Here is a 17,591-nt window from a genome sequence, read left to right as displayed (position 1 = left end):
TGGACGCGCCGGAGTAGCTCAGCTGGCAGAGCGATTCCTTCGTAAGGAATAGGTCGAGGGTTCAAATCCCTCCTCCGGCTCTCTACCGCTTGTTCAAAGCCCTTTAGAGAAATCGGTAGCGCTGTAGCTACCCCGGAGGTGGCCGTATGAGCCGCGGTCGCTTCCCGCAGTTCAACGCTGCTGCACAATCCTTCCTCGAGGCAGAAATCGGGCCTGTCGGGCCCTCCGTTTCCTGTGGAGTCGGTGCCTGTAACGCGGACGCCGTCTTCCGCGTCCCGTGGCACTCCGTCGGCGGCGACATCGCCTACTGCGGTTACCACCTGGCACGCTACCGAGCGCACCACCCGGAGCTGTTCGAGCGCGTACAGGCGGCCGTCGAAGAGGATGTGACCGCGCACGCGACGCGCGGGGCACGCTTCCTCACCTTCGAGGAGGTTCCCGAGCAGCTGTTCGAGGAGCAGTTCGTCGCGATCGCGCTGCTCGCGAGCGGCCACGCACTCTACGAGGAGGCCGACCCAGGCGAGCTCGTCGCGTACCGTACCGTCGACCGTGGCCTCGAGACACAGAGCAGTACCGAGGTCGCCCGCCAGCACGCCGGCGAGTTCCTCCAGGACGTCGAGCACCGCCTCGGCGTGCACGCGTGGAGCGACGATGCGCTGGCCGCCCTCTACGGGGGTGAGTCGGCGTGATGTCGAAAGTCGCGCGGTCTCGCGAGCGGATCCGATCCTCGGAGATCGAGCCCGCGGTGTTCGAGGTCTGCTGGCGGCTGTACAGGCGCGGCGAGACGGATCTCCTCGACGGCGGCGTTGCCTCAGCGCGGATCGCCGACGAGCTCGAGGCGAGTCATAGTGCGGCGCGGAGTGCGCTCCAGCGACTGGAACAGCGAGGCGTCATCACCGCGCGCGATGGCGCCGCGCCCGAGAGCCTGCGTGCCCGTCGGTCGTTCGTTCCCACCGCGCTGCTCGAAGGAGGTGCGTCGGCGTGATGTCGATGGCACACGATCCGCGTGGGCCGTCGAACATCGAGCCCGAAGTCTTCGAAGCACTCTGGCGGCTCTACCAGCGTGGCGAGACCGACCTGCTGGATGGCGGTGTTCCCACGCCGCGGCTCGCGAGAGAGCTCGGTCGGACCCGAAAGACCGTCTACGGCGTGCTCCAGCGGCTCGAAGCCCAGGGCGTCGTCCAGCAGGTCCACGGCGCCGCCCCCGAGAACTATCGCGCGCGGCTGTCGTGGGCGCCGACGGCGCTGCTCGACGGAGGTGAGGGACGGTGAGGGAGATCTTCCTTTCTTCCCAGTGTCCCTGTGGCGCCGACGGCGTTCCGCGTAATCGCCCGTACTGCGAGGAGTGTCTCGGCCGGCTTGGGGCTGCCGTCACCGGCGCTCTGGGAGGTGATCGCGATGCCGAGTGAGAACCAGCCGGCCGGCTCCGGGCGTCGCGAGCAGTTCCCAGGCCTTCGTGCGGACCTCGGCGAGGATCCCGCCCGCTGGCTCGATCGGGATCTGTTCAGCCACGGCGTCACTCGCCTGGAGGCGCGCGACGCGCCCGCGTACAACGAAGCGAGTCAGCACGTCGTTCGCGACACCGATGTCTCGGCGCCTGGCGAGCTGATCCGCGACCGGATCAGCGGCATCGACGAGATCGCCGTCGCCCGCGCGTGGAAAGCGATCGAGCGACGCCTCGAACGCACGCCCGAGGGCGGCCGTGACGTGGTCATCGGCTACCTTGAGGACCGAATCGACGAACTCGAAGCCAACGGCGAGCGCCAGCTTCCCGGTCTCTCCGAAGACGAACTTCGCGAACTCGGCGTCGAGAAGTTCGAGGCCGTCGAGAAGGGCGACGTCGTCTTCCGCGGCCCCGACGGTGAGGTCACGTCCCGAACGGAGGGCACCAGTGCGAGTCAGAAGCTGGCCGCGATGGCTGAGGGAGGTGCGGGCGAATGAGCGACCAGGATGCAGGCGAGGTGTTGCAGGGTCACGAGCAGGACCCCAAGGACAACGAGTACGCAACACCACCCAAAATCTGGCGCCCGCTCGCCCGTGCCGTCGGCGGCTTCGATGTGGATCCCGCCAGCGGTGCCGAGCCGGTTCCCATTGCGTCGACGCGGTTCACCAAACAGGATGACGGCCGCCGCCAGCCGTGGCACGGGGCCGTCTGGCTGAACCCGCCGTGGAGCAGTACCGGCGACGGGAGTGCGAAGGAGACCTGGCTGCGGAAAGCGCGGAACGAGGCAGCTCGTGAGGCCGTCGACGTCGTCGTTGGCGTCCTGCCAGCCGATACGTCCGCCCACTGGTGGCACGACCACGTTATGGACGCCGACGCACTCTGTCTCGTCGGCCCTGGGCGGATCTCTTTCATCGGCGAAGACAGGAACCCGAGTTTCGCCCTGGCACTGTTCGCCTTCGGCGAGGTCACGCAGGCGTTGCTCGACGCAATGGACGGCCTCGGATCCGTGCTCGTCGACGGCGCTCGGCACGATCCAGCGCCACAAACGCGGTTCGGAGGTGAGTCGGCGTGACCGACGCCACCACCGAGAAGCACTTCGAGACCGCCGAGCGGGAGCCCAGCCTCCGCCTTCGCGAGCAGTCCTTCGAGGACAGTCCCAATCGCTTCGTCCGCCTGGAGGAGCGCCGGCGCGATGGCTGGACTCGCGTCGGCAGCGTCGAGTTAGGCTACGGGCCGGCTGATGCCCGTGGCATCTGTACCGACGAGGTCCTCGCCGAGTGGGCGTATACGGAGTTCCACAACAGCGCTCGGGTTCGTGTCAGTCGCCGTCTCACGAAACACTTCGATTTCGACACCCTCGAAATCGTCCTCGAAGAGCAACGCGAGGAAGTTCTCGGCGTCGGGGAGAGTGAGGAGTACGACTGGCAGCCAGTCGACCTGTGGCGCTTCGAGAGCCCGCGAGGTGGTTCGGCATGACTGTCCGTCCGAACCCCGAGGCGCCGATCGTCGGCAGCGCGCCCCACGAGCTCCGCGCGAACCTCAACTTCTCCGAACGCGGGCTGTCAAACTCGATGGCTGCCTACTGGGCCATCTGTGGCCTGATGCGCCAGCACGGCGGTGGGACCACGGTCGAGACCGAGATTCCCTGGACCGTCGAGCCGCATCCGGCGGCGCCCGTCGACGACGACGAAGAGCCGATGGAGTCCGTCGAGATCTCGCTGTACTACGGGACTGATGACGACGGCAATCCAGCGGGGAAGATCGCCCCGCATCCCGAGTTCGATCTCTCGCAGGATCGCGGGATGTGGGAGCCCCGGATCAACGTCGAAGGCTTCGGCGAGCGGAAGGCCGACTTCCACGTCCGGCCTCGGTACGCCGGGATGGAGCACGTCGATACGGGCACCGACATCGCGAGTCCGTTCGATCACGATCACCAGCCCGACCGCGGGTACAACGTGCACGTCGAGGGGTCGAACCTCGAGCCCGACGAGTACCTCCACGTTCTCCAACACGCGTGCAAGGCGCTCGCGGAGGATGTCGACGAGAACTGGGGCGACGATCGCTTCGGCGAGCCGCTCCCGACGTCGAACATCATCCAGTACGAGCGCTACCTCCGGCTCTCCCGGAAGCTCTCGGAGAAGCTCACGCGACAGGGTGGGGCCTTCCACTCGCTCGCGATGTTGCTCTCCGATCAGGCCGGCTCCAAGGGGGCGTTCTTCTGGGATAACCGCGATGTGCAGGGCCACATGAGTCGGCTCCTGCACGACTCCTCCAGTTCCGGGACGATGATCCCTGGCCACCAGCACGGTGGCCAGCTGAAGTCCTACCACCCCGAGAACGTCCACAGCGATCCAGAGGATCCGCTGTACTACCCGAAGTTCGGCGCGCTCTACACCGGGCAGATGAACCAGGTCACGCTCAACGACTCGACGGCGTCGTGGTCCGAGCGTCACGAGCTTGGTCGCGAGCTCGAGGAGCGGTTGGTGAACGTGCTCGCGTGGTCCGGCATCCCGATCGACCCGGACGCACTGGGTGCCGAGACCGAGGAGGGCGTCGGTGCGTTCGTCGAGGACTGGCACTTCCGTGCCGAGCCGACTGACCTGGCGCCCGAGCTCGCCGATGATCCGACGCCGGCAATCGAGCGCTCCCAGGAGTCGATGATCGTTCGCTCCCTGCAGCGCATGACCAACTCCGGGCTGGATCTGACCGAGCAGCTGATCGCCGATGGTGGTCATGCTCGGTACGACGACCTTGCCGATGGCGCCGAGGTGTCGGCGTCGACGGTGTATCGCTGGCTCCAGCGGATGGGTAAGGCCGTCGAGTCCGACAACGGCGTGATCACGTTCCACTCAGCAAACCTTCGCGAGCAGTTCCAGGAGATCGTCGGCCGGACGGCCACGCAGTTCGTCTCGACGATCGACCACGCGATGCGCCGCGCCGATACCGTCCTCGAGAAGGATGCCTACCAGCGCACGGCCGGCGACGCCTTCGAGAACTGGCGCCAGAAGTGGGATGCCGAGGTCGTCGACGATGGTGAGGTCCTCGAGCTCGGCACCTGTCTCCCGCATCCCGATCGTGGGTCCGAGGCGCCCGTCGACGCCGGCGACGTCACGAAGGACGGGCTGGAGGCGTGGACGGATGCCGGACGTGGCCCCGGGATGTTCCCGCAGACGGTTCACTGGCACGACGAGGCCGGCGATCCCCATCGCGAGGATCCGAACGAGTTGATCCAGGCGGCGAAGACTGATCGTGTCCCTGAGGGTGTTCGGAAGCTCGCCGAGCGGACGTTCGCCGGTCTCGACGTCGTCGACGCCATCTCCGAGGTCAAGCGCATGATCGACGCCGGCGCCGGCTGGAGTGCCGACGAGATCCAGCTGGCTGTCGAGGAGGCCGGCTTCGACATCGACGTTCGCGACGCCGCCGAGCCCGACTTCGAGATCCCCGAGACGCCCGGCTAGCGCGGCGACTGGTGAGAGGCATCTCTATCCAACACCCCTAGTTTCCGGCCTCGCGCGACAGAATTCCCCGGATCGTCACACTTTGCTGATGGCTTTCCAGCTCGAGAGCGCCGGCGTCGACGGCCGCGTTTTCAGCGGGTGGGCAATACCCCTTAGGCGGTGTCCCTAACGGGACAGGGACAACAAAATACACCGCCCCGCCCCCTCTATTTCTCAGATGGTTCCAGTTGAAGCACGGGAAGCGAGGGTCCCTCAGGCTTGGCTACAATGCGTTTTGCGAAAACGTTCAGGGAGACCATAGTATCCAATTGAAATCGCATGACTACAAGGTCGGTGCAATCGAATAATTTGTAGAGGTGGGCGAAGCTTTCCGCAATCGTTGACTATTCTGGGAATGCGCATACTCATTTCCAGTAGTTAGCTGCTAAGTTGTTTGCAGTGATATTTATACAGTATGGCACAAAAACCTCGAACATGAGTGAACGGGGAAACGGGTCTAGAGAGTCAGAAGATGGCGACGACAAGTCAGCTACGGTTGAATCACCCGCTGAAGAGAAAGAAGTTGAATTTGAAGATGAACCGATCGGCGCGTCACCTGAGGAGGTTGCGGACTCAATAGATACCGCAGTAGGTTCAGGAGCTCTAGCAGAGGTTCTCTCTCGATATTCCCCCGATCAATTCAACGATTTAGTTGGGGGGCTAACCGATGAATATCGAGCAAGTGCAAAAAGAGAATTCAAGTTCCGACTAGCCGCAATGGTCCTCAGCATCGTTCTTGTTTGTGGACTCTTCGCTGGATTACTCTGGTTCTCGATTAATACTGGCACGAACGGGGGAGCTGTGATTTTCTTCGCGGGATCGATTGCAGGCTACTTCATGAGGTTAGCAACTGATCTAGCTTAAGCCATCACATCAGAGATGGGGGAGAGCATGTCCCCTTGCCGCAGTAGATTCTGCTTCACATCGTCGTTACCGGTCCAAGCCCTTTCCCGATCAGTATCACTTTCCAGAAGATCGACTTCCTCTAGTTGGATCATGTATCTAGAGAGCTTGAACTTCTTCTGTGCTCGGTTGTTCCCTGAGTATGATTTCTCGATCTCCTCACGGAACTCCTTCTCGGTGATCGAAGGAGTGCCATCATCTACTAAAATGGCTTCTTGGTAGTAGTACCCTGCTAGAACGAGGTACGGCCCCAATATTTCCCGGATCGTTTTGATATTCTCCGCACCTTTCTCGAAGAAGTGGGCCAGTGCGGCGTTTAACATCTCAGGACGGGTATCCTGGTCTGCCTGAATCTCTATGAATATATCATCAGCCACGATCTCATCGCCGCGCTTTCGAACCAAGCTCACGTCTTCCAGCATCTCAGCGTACTCTTGGTATTTCTCTTGGTCAGCTCCGTTCATCTCGTCGAGAGTGTCCTCTTCGATTGGCCCCTCAAGAATAAGGTGTGACAGAATGTCGGATATTGGGGTGTACCTGTGTTCCGGGAAGGGTAATTTGGAGAACCGCCCAGCTGAAGAACGAACGAGTGCTTTCTCGACTGCTTCCTCTATCTCTCGTTGCTGACGACGAATCCTTCGCTCAATCTCATATACGTGGGATCGATCAGCTACTTCACCGGTGGTGGAGTCTATCCGGATCTCACCAACCTTCTCTTCAGACATGAACTTCACATCCACCGGACGCTCTCGTTCCCCGTCGAAAATCACCCGTGGCATCGTAGTCACCAAGGGGAAGACATAGACCTCCTCAGTCTCTTTGGGCTCGCCGAGATGAGGTAAGTTCCCGATCTCGAAAGCGAGGACCTCCTCCGCGTTCAGGCGGGCCTCCCTCTCGCTGATTACCTTCGGTTCCCCATTTTGTTCTTCTTCGATGCTCATGGTGTTGAGGTAATTGGCTTTTGACCGGATAGTGACTGCTGCTCACTCGCCTCTACGGTGATGATTCGGTTTAGCTTTGTGTCCCACGCATCTTTAACAATTCCCTTTTTCAGAGTCTTTTGCCGGCGATCCCAAGGGTTGGCAATTGAAACGTGACTCTTTGACATCCCGGTTATCACGATGGCATGCTGTCCGTCTGTGGAGTCCAAGCCCTGAATTCTCTTCGCGTCAACAACGACAATCGTAGGCATTCTCCGCTCTAGCCCCCCATCGATTATACTCTCGAATCCGTTATGCGGAGGGGAGCGCTTCCAGTAATTCATATCCATTTTGACCACTCCGAGATGTTCGGAAAGAGACTCAATGTCATCAGGAGATGGCGCCCAACCCGAATCACGTATCGTGACGTGGTCATCCTTCAAATCTTGAGCCGTGAGGAGATTAGTACTGTCCCGAACGTCTGAGGACGGATGCACCTCTGAGCAGTAGGTTAGAACCATTTCCATTGCGTACAGAAGGCACTCATTCTCTCGATTCGGTTGGGTTCTAATTGGAACGTGAAGGGCATCGATCCCGCCCACCTCAAGCTTGTGTTCATTCATCTGTTTAGTGGTCCAAAAGCAGACTTATCTGCCATTTGAACAGCCCGCATAAATAATTATTTGTTAGCCAATATCTCAAAACCGAATAGATATTCTTCGTGTTCCGCGTTCTAGCCATTGCTCCTAATCTAGTCCGGGGTCGGGCCATCGATTTCCCCGAAGCGTCCATCATCGTGATCCACCCTGTTCCCGCGTGGGAACCGTCTTAGAACGTCTGAATAGGCAATCATAGAAACAAAAATATCGTTCCTTTCGGTCGCGGATTCCATCCGCAACGAAGGGTCGGCGCCCTGACTCGGGCGCCTCCAGCATCGCCCCGCCACCCTAGCGGAGGCTCGCGTTCGAGCGCTTCGCAGGGTGGCACGCCGTCGGAACTAACCCTTCTACGGCTTCACACCCACCCATGCCTCAGCGCAGCCGGTCGAACAATCCAGTCGTGCGCATCGTCGAGTAAAATACGTCGCCGAAGCAGCCCGACACCATCCCTGCTGGGCGAGTCAAGATGCACCCTCGCGAGGGTTCCGTCGACGTCCACGCCGTCGAAGATCTGCTGGCCGATGCTGTCGAAGATGGAGAGCTTGAGCGAACTGACAAGGGCTATCGAACCTAACCATACCAATTAAATGATTTTGACATAACAATACTCTATGGGCATAGATGAGGTTGGGCCAGAATGGTTTAGCCATTCAATTCATCCATTACACACCACAATAACGAGAATCCGGTTCCCCAATGAGGAGGGTCATGCCACTGGATTCTACTATAATTTTGAAGAGGAGACATACCTTATAACCAATAGGCATGTCATAGCACCTCAAGAGGGGAGTTCTCCGGATTCTATGCGTATTTTTACTCGAAGTCATCCGGTTCCAATTGAGAGGGAATTCCACGACATTGATGTTGCAGAGGGGGAAGGGGAGGATTGGTACGGACATGAGTCGGAATTTGATATTGCCGCGGTCCCCCTCGATTTCAATCTCGATTCGATTAATCCGCGGATTGGAATCGAGGACGATCGCGACCCGGAAACGGGGAGTTTAGCATTTAATAAGGAATCCATTCTATCTGAGAAAGATAGGGTCCTAGCTGGGGACAGGGCTCAAATCGTCGGTTATCCGGGACAGTACGTCGACAAAGATTTTGACTTCCCGGTTATGAGAGATGCAATCATATCGACCAACTACGGTCTCCCGTATAACGGAACACCGATGTTCCTGACGGATGCTCGAATGCACCCAGGGATGAGTGGAAGTCCTGTCGTTGCAGGGCCTGTAACTCTCATCACTTACGGTGGTATCGATCTTTGGGGGCCTGCCTACAAGCTACTAGGAATTCATTCCTCAACGCTAAAACAACCTGTTCAGGAGGGCGAAAACGAACGGATGTGGCTAGATCTCAACTCTGCTTGGTACGCTGAACTAATCGAAGAGATTCTACTCGCCTCAGATAATTAAAGCTCGCCGGCGCTCCCCAATTTGATGAATCGTCGTGAGGGTCTGCCGGATGATGTTCGACGTGGCCTCTGCGACTGAACAGTAACTCGCAGCATCGTTGAGGTACCCTAGGATGTCGACGGGGTCGAAGTTGCTCAATTGTCGCAGCTCATCCCTCTTGGTGGTCAAACTCCCCGAATGAGTATTCTCCCGTCCGCACTACCCGATACTTACTATCAAACTCCAGTACGTCGTTCTTCTCTAGAGCGTCCTCCAACCACTCGCGAGCATTGTCGGCGTCGAACCCTTCAACAGTCGCCATCTTGACCAGTTCCTCGACGTCGAGGGCAGGGTTCTCCGCGATCAGTTCCACGATGCGCTCGTAACCGTTGCTGCTCACACTAATCCAACCTCCTCGAAAGCCTCGTTGACGACGTCGGGCGTCGGCGCGTTTAGATAGGGCTCGATTGCTTGGAACGAGTCCCAGCCGCCGACCTGCATCACCACTCGTGGGTTAATCTCCTTCTCGACCAGGAGACGCTGGGTAAATCGACGACGTAGGTCGTGGGAACTGACTTGCCGGAAGTGGTCGCCGGTTTGGCCAGCGCTGCCTCGGCGGTCCACTTCACAACGTCACGGACGCCGCCCTCGGTGAGGTCGAGGCCGATCGACGTCGTCCGCTCCCGGGCCGCGGCCGCCAGAGTCCATTCGACCAGCAAAGTACGCGGGGTTCTAGGAGGCTAGGCCGTCAGGACGTGAGACAGAGAGGTTATGGGGCGGGGATGTGTGGGCCGTCGCATGACCGTCACCTGTGCAAGATGTGACAAAGAGGCCGACGACGGGACGCAGAAGTGCCCCCGGTGCGATTACCGCCCGCAAAAGTCCATGCAGGTTATGGGTGCAGTCATCTTCATCATTGGCCTCGTGACGAGTGTCCTTCTGGTCGGAATCCCGATAGCCATTTTTGGAGCCTATCGGCTATTCAAGGGACGAAACCTTACGATAGAGTCTGAGTACGGACTTTGATCGGTTCGTCTTCACACCGGCTGGGGCCGGCTGTACTTGGAGGAAGAGGTCGACGCCAATCTATTTCGTCCGCTGCCAGCACCGCGGTCGCCCGAGGCCGTGAGACCCAGAATGTACGCGGGGTTCGGTAAATGGTTCAGTCTGATTTTGAAGCCGCAGGGAATGACCCACGAGCCCAGAAGGTAGTTCGAGCCGTAGAGCGATTCCTCACGGCACTTCGGAAACGAGCACCCCGAAGGCACGCTTCAAGAGTCGTTCACTCTGGAACAGTACTACAGGGCAAAAAGGTCCGACAGAGTCCGGAGCGCTTCATCGTCGAGCACCTGGTCACCGACGTAGCCGACGCACTCGGCTACGACTACCGACCACAACCGAAAGGAATTGCAGGTCTGGGTGGCCGAATCCCAGACTTCGAGGTGCTAAACGCTGATGGTGTCGTCATCGGCGAGGTAAAGAAGCCGAACCAGATCGAGGAAGCCCGAGATGAGGCGTTCCAGTATCTCGGCGATATTTCGGGGCGCCCAGCTGCGGGAATTGCTACTGACGGATGGACATGGGTTCTGCATACTTCATCTAAGCGGGGTTCGGAGCCAATTTACGACTGTCACCGGCCCCTCCGTCCCGTGATGAAGAGAATATGGACCGAGAAGTACGAACGATCCGAGCGTGCGTCTCGGCTTAAACTCCGAGAGGAGGCACAGGAGTTCGTTTCGGAGCTGTCAATCGAGGCGCTAGATAAGAAGAATCAGATGGGAGAATGAACCTAGTATGTCGACGACAGGCGTCAAGGCCTCCAAGATTGTTAGGTCCGATAAGAATGTGGAGCTTAAAAGGTTGAACCAATAATCTATACTGGTAAGACAATGATCGAATACATCTCATTGATTGTTAATTCGGCATTGAGCATCGCACTCGTCTATCTTTACCGTGAAAACAAGAATATTCAAGATAGACAAACAGACATAATGGCAAAGCAACATGAGATGAGAGAATTATCTCATAAACCAGAGCCGATACTGGATAGATGGGTTATATTTTCAGATGAAGATGACTCATCCTCATCGATCGCAGATTATGGGATGAGAATCACTCTTTCAAATATTGGGGAAGGGCGTCTCACAGACATCCGCTACGGCATATGGGTTAAATTCATAGAGAAGTCGGAGTTTGAACAAGCAGAAGAGAAAATGAGGGATGGAATTGATTCACTTGGTTACGGAGCTCCCCTCGGTCGACCGGGTGATAGATCCTCATCCAGCAATTATTTAGAACCTAATGAGAAGGCGGTGGATTTCTCTGCTCCACAGTTGGTCCCGAGTTCTAATGGGGGATGGGTACCCTTTACACAATGGGCAAAATCGGAAGAAACAACAGATAATCTCGCAATTGCGTTTTCGGTAATGTACTCTGACAAGATGGGAGAGCATCAGACAGTCATCACGGATATGTCGGTTAGACACTATGAACGGGGAGATGAATTCTCAGAGGTAATGAAAAGGACCCCCAAGCTATGGATCAACCCGCAAGAAGAGATGACCGGACAACCAAAAGTGAATTAGCCCACTTCACGTTACTAGAGTTTTTACTACAACCACTCCACTTTCCCACGCTCCCGCACTTGCGCCTTCTCCGTCGCGTCGCCGCGATAGTGGTTGAGGAACGTATCAAGGTCGTTCCAGCCACCCCACCGCAGCGCGATCGTCTCGTCGACATCGGCGTAGGCCAGCTGCCCGGCCCAGGTGCGCCGGAGATCGTGGAACGTCAGATACCGCCAACGATCTTCGCCAGTCTCATCGATCAACTCCCCTCGTGCGGCCTCAACCCAGTTCCGAAGCGCTCACGTCGAACGATCGACGAGGACCTCGCCGCCGTCGACGCCGCCGAAGCTCGCTGCGGCGTCGACGAGATCTGCGAGCGCGTCAGGGATCGGCGCCTCGCGGTACTTCTCTCCCTTCCCCTCTGGAACCACAAGTATCTGCCCCGCCTCGCCACCATCGACGGCGTGGTCCGGCGTGACTGCAACGATCTCGTGAGTCCGGAGTCCACACTCTGCGGCGAGTTGAAACGCGCCCTTTCGAAACGGGTCGTCGACGACCTCTAGCAGCGCGTCGACCTTCCGATTCCCCCCGGTTCCCAGAAGTTCGCCAAAGTCACTCACAGAAGTATTGAGGTTCAGGAGCCGAAATCGCTGAGACCAGACTGCTCCCCGATGTCGATCTCCTCCAGCAGATCAGCTGAGTCGTTCTGCGGGTTGTTCACCCGTTTCGACACGGGATAGGCACGAAGATCACCCGGGTAAGGCTTGCAGAGGGTCTGTAGCTCGTCGACGCCGGCCCCGTTGAGCCAGTTCTTCTCCTCTCCGGGCTCAAGGATGACGGGCATCCGGTCGTGAATGTCAGCGACGACGTCGTTTGCCTCCGTCGTGAGGATCGTACAGGTGCCAACTGCCTCTCCCTTCTGCTGCCAGGTATCCCAGAGTCCAGCGTACGCGTATGGCTCCCGATCTGGCCGCTCGATGCGGTACGGTTGTTTGCTGCCACGTCGCCCCTTCCACTCGTAGAACCCATCGGCGAGCAGCAGACATCGGCGCTTCTCGAAGGCGTCCCTGAACATCGGTTTCTCGACGGAGGTCTCCGAGCGCGCGTTGATCGGTCGTGGGACGTCGTCTGGATCCTCGGCCCAGTGCGGGAGCAGCCCCCACTCGAGGTGACCCATCGTCTCTGGTGCGTCGTTCGTAATGGCGACGAGATCCTCCCGAGGAGCAATGTTGTACCGAGGCTGATGGTGACACCGTCTGACGGAGACGCTCCGAACCGGTTGCTTAGGGTGCCGACCTGGGCAGCGAGGGACGTCCGACCACACATATGACTGCTGAGGGAGTGGCCCGGCTTAAGAGTGAGGCCTTCAACTGTTGATCAAGAAAGTTCAATAGGGGAGTCTCAACGTGAGGCAGGCGACAATAGAAAAGTCGCCCAACAGTCACTCATTGAGTGGTTCACCTGTGCTTACTCGTTAAGAAAACACTTCTCAGAATATCAAATGATTAGCAGCAGAACTATTAGTAGGTTGCGTGATAACGAATAATTAGAGATAATCGCCATCGGATTCAGCAGCCTAAAACCAACAATCGATGATGAATCAGTCATTGTCTGAGCCTTCGCTGATGTCTTGTAGATACTATGGAAGACATCGTTGAGAATGCGCTCAAAAATGCTGAGCAAGAATCCCGAGACCTGAGCGATAGCAATGACGATACAAATGATTTTGTCGATCCCCGGGTTGTCATTGTGGGCTGTGGAGGCGCGGGAAACAACACCGTAAACCGCCTGTATAATATAGGGGTAGAAGGTGCAGATACCATCGCGATCAATACGGATAAAAAGCACCTAAAGATGATTGAGGCCGATACGAGGCTTTTGATCGGAAAATCTCTTACAAATGGACTTGGTACTGGGGGCGATCCGGCCCTAGCTGAGCGTGCCACTGAGATGGCTCAGGGAACGATTCAGAGCATATTGGATGGAGCAGATCTTGTCTTTGTCACTGCAGGCATGGGGGGAGGAACCGGGACCGGTGCAGCTCCAGTAGTCTCGAAGATCGCCAAGGAGCATGGTGCTATCGTGGTCGGAATGGTCTCGACGCCGTTCAACGTCGAGCGTGCCCGTACTGTAAAAGCCGAAGAAGGACTGGAGAATTTGCGGGACAGGCCGACTCTATAATCGTCCTAGACAACAATCAGCTACTTGACTACGTACCTAATCTTCCGATCGGGAAGGCATTCTCGGTAATGGACCAAATCATCGCCGAGACTATTAAAGGGATTTCAGAGACGATTACCGAACCAGCTCTAATAAACCTGGATTACGCAGACGTTGCCACTGTTCTTAACCAAAGTGGCATAGGAGTGATGCTTGTTGGTGAAACGGAAGATATGAACAAAAGTGAGGAAGTGGTGGACGACGCACTGAACCATCCGCTACTTGATGTCGACTATAGCAGTGCGAGCAGTGGGATGATCCACATTACTGGGGGCCCGGACCTATCTCTAAAGGATGCAGAGACTATCGCCGAGAATATTACGGAACGACTTGAAGCTGGCGCGAACATAATCTGGGGCGCTCGCATCCAAGAAAATTATCAAGGAAAAGTGAGAGTTATGGCAATTATGGCTGGTATAGAGGATCATCTGCTTTTTGAAGCAAACACACAAGATCGGGCAGAAGGGTCAGGTGAAACAATGCGCGACTCACCCACAGATTCGTCAGTTAGTGTTAACGAAGGCGTGGGAGTTGATAGCAATGGAGGCGATGATGGAGTAGATGATACCACGTAAGGAAGGAGGGATGTGATTTTGTGTAGGATAACTATTTTGTATTGGTGATATAAATCCATAGAATATGCCGGAAGAGGAGGCGGATGAAAATGCGCCCTTTGGTGCTACGGATGATCATCCGTCGGCGGAGGACCAACTTGGTTTTGGACCCTATGTTTCTGCTGTCAAATATTTCCTTACTCATGAGGAGACTACTGCCCCGCTAACGCTTTCTATTGAGGGAGAATGGGGAAGCGGGAAGTCTTCCTTTATGAAACAATTACGAAAAGATTTGGAGGAAGAGGGAAAAACTACAGTAGAATTCAATCCGTGGCGGCATGAAGGCCAAGAAGCGCTTTGGGCCTCCTTCGCGATTACTCTTGTAAATTCACTCAAACAAAGCGCTTCCCTCACCCAACGTCCTACGCGCTACACTGAAATCACTGGGAGACGGCTTCTCTCTGAAACGAGCAACGCATCACTGATCAAGCTCGCATCTGTTTTTATTCTAACCGTCATTGGTGTCTGCATATCCCTGTATATTTGGATTGAAATTGGAATCGACTGGATAATCTCGGTTTTCTCTACAAATGATATGGGTCTGCGTTTCTGGCTGGGGACAAGTGGGGTTATTGTCGGGGCTGTTGCAGTTGCCGATCTTGGGAGGCGAGCCTATGATGTTTGGACTACATCAATAAACAAATCGTTCGAACAACAGTTCGACAACTCCTCTTACAGAGAACGGACAGAGTTCTTGGAATCGTTCCAATCCGACCTGGAACGGATTCTAGATGTATACGCTCCTGGTGAGCCAGTCTATGTATTCATGGATGACCTTGACCGCTGTACTGTCCCGCGAGCGGCTGATCTGATGCGGTCAATTAACCTAATGGTCTCGGATGACTCTAACGTGGTTTTTGTTCTCGGATTAGATCGTGCACGCGTTGCAGCAGGAATCACCGCGAAGCACGATGAAATTCTTGATTATTTGGAAGATGAACCCGATAACGATGACTCCATTGATTTTGGATACCGATACTTGGAGAAATTCATTCAAATTCCGTTTGTTGTACCCGAACCAAAGGGAGAGGACATTCAGAGACTCGTTAGAGAGGATGTCCTCGACGCTGACGTGGATGCTGAGCAGACAAATGAAGAGGACATCGAATCTCTTTGGGAAAGAGATCTTGCGCCTCGTTTCGAAACGACGCTTGATGATATTGTAGAAATGGCAGCTCCCGCACTAGGCAATAATCCAAGGCAAGTGAAGCGGTTCCTAAATTTATATCGGCTAAGAGCCGTCATTGCCGAGTCTGAGGGACTTCTTGCCGGAGTAGGGGATAACCCTGTTGGAGATATGATTACATTGCCTCAGTTAGCAAAATTTGTTGTTATCAGTATTCGCTGGCCCTCGTTCGTGACAACAGTGGCAAACGATCCTACAGCCCTCAATCGTGTGTCAGGATACGCAAATGGGGAGGAATACAATATTGAAGAATATGACGTGCTCAAGTCGTGGGCAGACACCGATGCATTGCTGGAACTATTGGCCCATGGGGCGGGGAAGCGCTATCGAATGGAAAATGTGTCAATCGTCGATTTGAAAAGGATTTCTCCCCGAGTTGACCGGCCCGCACGCTCGGATCAGGAGGAGATGGAATACCGTGTACAAATTGCATTCTTCGACGAGGCTTCGTATGATCCGGATACTATCCAGACAGAGTTGCGGGCGGTTTCTGATGCATTAGATATCGATTTACAACTTAGTGTTTTCCACGATGCGAAACAAAAGCCGGTAGCGGAGGTCAGTGAATTGTATCACTCCTTCATTTGGATAGTGGATCCGAGCCTACTCGCCAAAACGTGGTTCCAGAGACTCTGTGAGAATGCACCCGAGCAACTCCAGATCATATCGTTAAATCCTCAGACAGAGTTCATCGATTCCCCCATATCTCGAAGTGTTTGGGCTGTTGATTCACTTGAGGGTCTTACAGAAGTTCTGGAGGAACAGCTCAAAACCATTGATGCAATCAACGAGAGCGGCGAAACACAATGGGAAGAGTGGCAACGTTCTCTTGCAGAACTTCGTGATATGGATGACACGGAAATTCTCGACTGAGCCAGATCCCAACATGAGATATTATCGCGAGGATAATCTTGTTGAATACGTCGGTACTATCGTATTGTTTTCGTACGACTCGGCGAAGTCAGGAGTTTGGAGTACTAATAAACTCACCCTGCCAAAGTCAGGGGTATTTGGTAGGTTATGCCCCTGAATTTATAACCAATCAACCTTCGTACGCTCCCTCGCCTGCGCCTTCTCAGTCGCCTCACCACGGTAGTGGTTGAGGAACGTATCGAGGTCGTTCCATCCGCCCCACCGAAGTGCAATCGTCTCGTCGACATCGGCGTTGGCGAGTTGCCCAGCCCAGGTACGCCGGAGATCGTGGAATGTCAGGTACCGCCAACGGTCTTCACCAGTCCCATCGGCCAACTGTCCTCGAGCTGCCTCGACCCAGTTCCGAAGTGCTCGCGTCGAACGATCGACGAGGACCTCGCCAGCATCGACGCCACCGAAGCTCGCTGCGGCGTCGACGAGATCTGCGAGCGAGCCGGGGATCGGTGCCTCGCGATACTTCTCACCTTTCCCCTCAGGGACGACCAGCATCTGCCCCGCTTCCCCACCGTCGACGACGTGATCGGGCGTGACCGCGACGATCTCATGAGTCCGAAGCCCACACTCAGCCGCGAGCCTGAACGCGACCTTCCGTAGCGGGTCGTCGACGACCTCGAGCAGCGCGTCGACCTCGTCACGACTCAGCCACACTCGGCGACCAGCCTGATCCTCGTACTCTTCGGTCATCATGGATAGCTTCCCCTTTGCCGGCATCCCGGAAGAATCTCCGTCGAGAACGGTCGAAATTGGTCCGGATTAGGGGTGTCATCGGCGCTGATCGAGCGTCGAGCTTCCGATTCCCCCCCGATTCCCGGAAGCCGGTTGGTATGAGACACACCCGCAATTCAGCCTTACTATAGAATGAACGAGCCGAGGAATGGGGTGGGAGATCTGGGTTCCAATTATTGGACAATGGCTCAAGAGATATCAGTGATGTTTGTGATACGTATCTACATTTGAAACAGCTAAAATTACTAGACAATTCGTTATCGATTCCACGTCTTACTCGACTGTTGAATTCTCACCCCGAAAAAGACGGGAGAAAATAGAGGATAGAGGCGCTAAAAACGCTGTTTTAGGTGAGATTCAGGAGTAATTACTATTGGTCTTAAGCTATTCAAGTAATGTGTGACCCGCGACATTCCCGAGGACATGACAGAGGGCCAATGGGCAGACCATTACGCGCAGAATGAAGTAACAACCACCCACATTGAGGCTGGAAGCTCCGGAATATGTGAGGTATGCGAGGATTATGGT

Annotated in this window: 20 protein-coding genes, 1 tRNA gene and 2 pseudogenes; 15 read left to right on the top strand and 8 right to left on the bottom strand. The window is 56.2% G+C overall.

Going from position 1 to position 17,591, the window contains the following annotated elements:
• Positions 1-7 precede the first annotated feature (7 nt).
• The 9 genes from ACP95_RS05740 (at position 8) to ACP95_RS15670 (ending at position 5,805) form a co-directional block, all read left to right on the top strand.
• Positions 8-80 (top strand) — tRNA-Thr (locus ACP95_RS05740).
• A gap of 66 nt (positions 81-146) precedes the next feature.
• Positions 147-689, top strand: coding sequence for a hypothetical protein (locus tag ACP95_RS05735; RefSeq protein ID WP_049980289.1), 543 nt, complete (start codon positions 147-149; stop codon positions 687-689).
• The gene (locus tag ACP95_RS05730; protein ID WP_049980288.1) at positions 689-985 is read left to right on the top strand and encodes a GntR family transcriptional regulator; all 297 of its coding nucleotides are present in this window, start codon (positions 689-691) and stop codon (positions 983-985) included. The genes ACP95_RS05735 and ACP95_RS05730 overlap by 1 nt, the downstream gene beginning before the upstream one ends.
• A 5-nt stretch (positions 986-990) precedes the next feature.
• Positions 991-1,272: a helix-turn-helix domain-containing protein gene (locus ACP95_RS05725; RefSeq protein ID WP_161782058.1), complete on the top strand. Its 282-nt coding sequence runs from the start codon at positions 991-993 to the stop codon at positions 1,270-1,272.
• Positions 1,273-1,398: 126 nt separating this feature from the next.
• Complete coding sequence (locus tag ACP95_RS05720; RefSeq protein WP_154018474.1) at positions 1,399-1,941, top strand: hypothetical protein; 543 nt, start codon at positions 1,399-1,401, stop codon at positions 1,939-1,941.
• Positions 1,938-2,516 (top strand): DNA N-6-adenine-methyltransferase, encoded by a 579-nt coding sequence (locus tag ACP95_RS05715; protein ID WP_082224599.1) that lies wholly within the window; start codon positions 1,938-1,940, stop codon positions 2,514-2,516. The genes ACP95_RS05720 and ACP95_RS05715 overlap by 4 nt, the downstream gene beginning before the upstream one ends.
• Entirely contained in the window at positions 2,513-2,920 is a 408-nt protein-coding gene (locus tag ACP95_RS05710) for a hypothetical protein (RefSeq protein WP_049980285.1), read from the top strand. The genes ACP95_RS05715 and ACP95_RS05710 overlap by 4 nt, the downstream gene beginning before the upstream one ends.
• On the top strand, positions 2,917-4,902 hold the full coding sequence (locus ACP95_RS05705) for a DUF7845 domain-containing protein (protein ID WP_049980284.1): 1,986 nt from the start codon (positions 2,917-2,919) through the stop codon (positions 4,900-4,902). Before ACP95_RS05710 ends, ACP95_RS05705 begins: the two co-directional genes overlap by 4 nt.
• Before the next feature lie 474 nt (positions 4,903-5,376).
• A complete protein-coding gene (locus ACP95_RS15670; RefSeq protein WP_154018473.1) occupies positions 5,377-5,805 on the top strand; it encodes a hypothetical protein in 429 nt (142 codons plus the stop codon).
• Here the strand turns inward: ACP95_RS15670 and ACP95_RS05700 are convergent.
• Positions 5,802-6,785 carry a hypothetical protein gene (locus tag ACP95_RS05700; protein WP_049980283.1) on the bottom strand — a complete coding sequence of 328 codons (984 nt, stop codon included), beginning with the start codon at positions 6,783-6,785 and terminating at the stop codon, positions 5,802-5,804. The genes ACP95_RS15670 and ACP95_RS05700 overlap by 4 nt on opposite strands.
• A complete protein-coding gene (locus tag ACP95_RS15665) occupies positions 6,782-7,387 on the bottom strand; it encodes a hypothetical protein (protein WP_154018472.1) in 606 nt (201 codons plus the stop codon). The genes ACP95_RS05700 and ACP95_RS15665 overlap by 4 nt, the downstream gene beginning before the upstream one ends.
• Positions 7,388-8,034: 647 nt before the next feature.
• On the opposite strand from ACP95_RS15665, the gene ACP95_RS15275 reads away from it, so the two are divergent.
• The gene (locus ACP95_RS15275) at positions 8,035-8,841 is read left to right on the top strand and encodes a S1 family peptidase (RefSeq protein ID WP_082224598.1); all 807 of its coding nucleotides are present in this window, start codon (positions 8,035-8,037) and stop codon (positions 8,839-8,841) included.
• Between the two features lie 148 nt (positions 8,842-8,989).
• Here the strand turns inward: ACP95_RS15275 and ACP95_RS05695 are convergent, their stop codons facing one another.
• Together ACP95_RS05695 and ACP95_RS16525 are read right to left on the bottom strand one after the other, a co-directional pair.
• A complete protein-coding gene (locus ACP95_RS05695) occupies positions 8,990-9,220 on the bottom strand; it encodes a hypothetical protein (protein ID WP_049980282.1) in 231 nt (76 codons plus the stop codon).
• Positions 9,217-9,482: pseudogene (locus ACP95_RS16525) on the bottom strand (site-specific integrase); the annotation flags it as partial. The pseudogene ACP95_RS16525 and the gene ACP95_RS05695, both read right to left, overlap by 4 nt.
• 136 nt (positions 9,483-9,618) lie before the next feature.
• Between ACP95_RS16525 and ACP95_RS05685 the strand changes: the two are divergent.
• From ACP95_RS05685 to ACP95_RS15655, 3 genes are all read left to right on the top strand, one after another.
• Positions 9,619-9,846 carry a hypothetical protein gene (locus tag ACP95_RS05685; RefSeq protein ID WP_049980281.1) on the top strand — a complete coding sequence of 76 codons (228 nt, stop codon included), beginning with the start codon at positions 9,619-9,621 and terminating at the stop codon, positions 9,844-9,846.
• 131 nt (positions 9,847-9,977) lie between these two features.
• Positions 9,978-10,607, top strand: coding sequence for a hypothetical protein (locus ACP95_RS15660; protein ID WP_154018471.1), 630 nt, complete (start codon positions 9,978-9,980; stop codon positions 10,605-10,607).
• A gap of 102 nt (positions 10,608-10,709) precedes the next feature.
• Complete coding sequence (locus ACP95_RS15655; protein WP_154018470.1) at positions 10,710-11,405, top strand: hypothetical protein; 696 nt, start codon at positions 10,710-10,712, stop codon at positions 11,403-11,405.
• A 26-nt stretch (positions 11,406-11,431) separates the two neighbouring features.
• Here the strand turns inward: ACP95_RS15655 and ACP95_RS05680 are convergent, their stop codons facing one another.
• The 3 genes from ACP95_RS05680 to ACP95_RS05670 are packed head-to-tail and all read right to left on the bottom strand — an operon-like array spanning position 11,432 to position 12,708.
• A complete protein-coding gene (locus tag ACP95_RS05680) occupies positions 11,432-11,647 on the bottom strand; it encodes a tyrosine-type recombinase/integrase (RefSeq protein ID WP_049980280.1) in 216 nt (71 codons plus the stop codon).
• Between the two features lie 36 nt (positions 11,648-11,683).
• Entirely contained in the window at positions 11,684-12,004 is a 321-nt protein-coding gene (locus tag ACP95_RS05675; protein ID WP_049980279.1) for a hypothetical protein, read from the bottom strand.
• Between the two features lie 14 nt (positions 12,005-12,018).
• The gene (locus ACP95_RS05670) at positions 12,019-12,708 is read right to left on the bottom strand and encodes an SOS response-associated peptidase (protein WP_237560407.1); all 690 of its coding nucleotides are present in this window, start codon (positions 12,706-12,708) and stop codon (positions 12,019-12,021) included.
• Between the two features lie 317 nt (positions 12,709-13,025).
• Here ACP95_RS05670 and ftsZ point away from each other — a divergent pair.
• Positions 13,026-14,179: pseudogene (gene ftsZ / locus ACP95_RS15270) on the top strand (cell division protein FtsZ).
• A gap of 64 nt (positions 14,180-14,243) precedes the next feature.
• Positions 14,244-16,277, top strand: a complete 2,034-nt coding sequence (locus ACP95_RS15265; protein ID WP_082224597.1) for a KAP family P-loop NTPase fold protein — start codon at positions 14,244-14,246, stop codon at positions 16,275-16,277.
• Positions 16,278-16,436: 159 nt separating this feature from the next.
• On the opposite strand, the gene ACP95_RS05665 is transcribed toward ACP95_RS15265, so the two are convergent.
• The gene (locus ACP95_RS05665) at positions 16,437-17,024 is read right to left on the bottom strand and encodes a tyrosine-type recombinase/integrase (RefSeq protein ID WP_049980312.1); all 588 of its coding nucleotides are present in this window, start codon (positions 17,022-17,024) and stop codon (positions 16,437-16,439) included.
• Between the last annotated feature and the right edge of the window lie 567 nt (positions 17,025-17,591).

The organism is Halolamina rubra (assembly GCF_000739555.1).
Lineage (GTDB): Archaea > Halobacteriota > Halobacteria > Halobacteriales > Haloferacaceae > Halolamina > Halolamina rubra.
The sequence above is the reverse complement of the archived record's forward strand: the minus strand, read 5'-3'. Positions and strand labels throughout refer to the sequence as shown.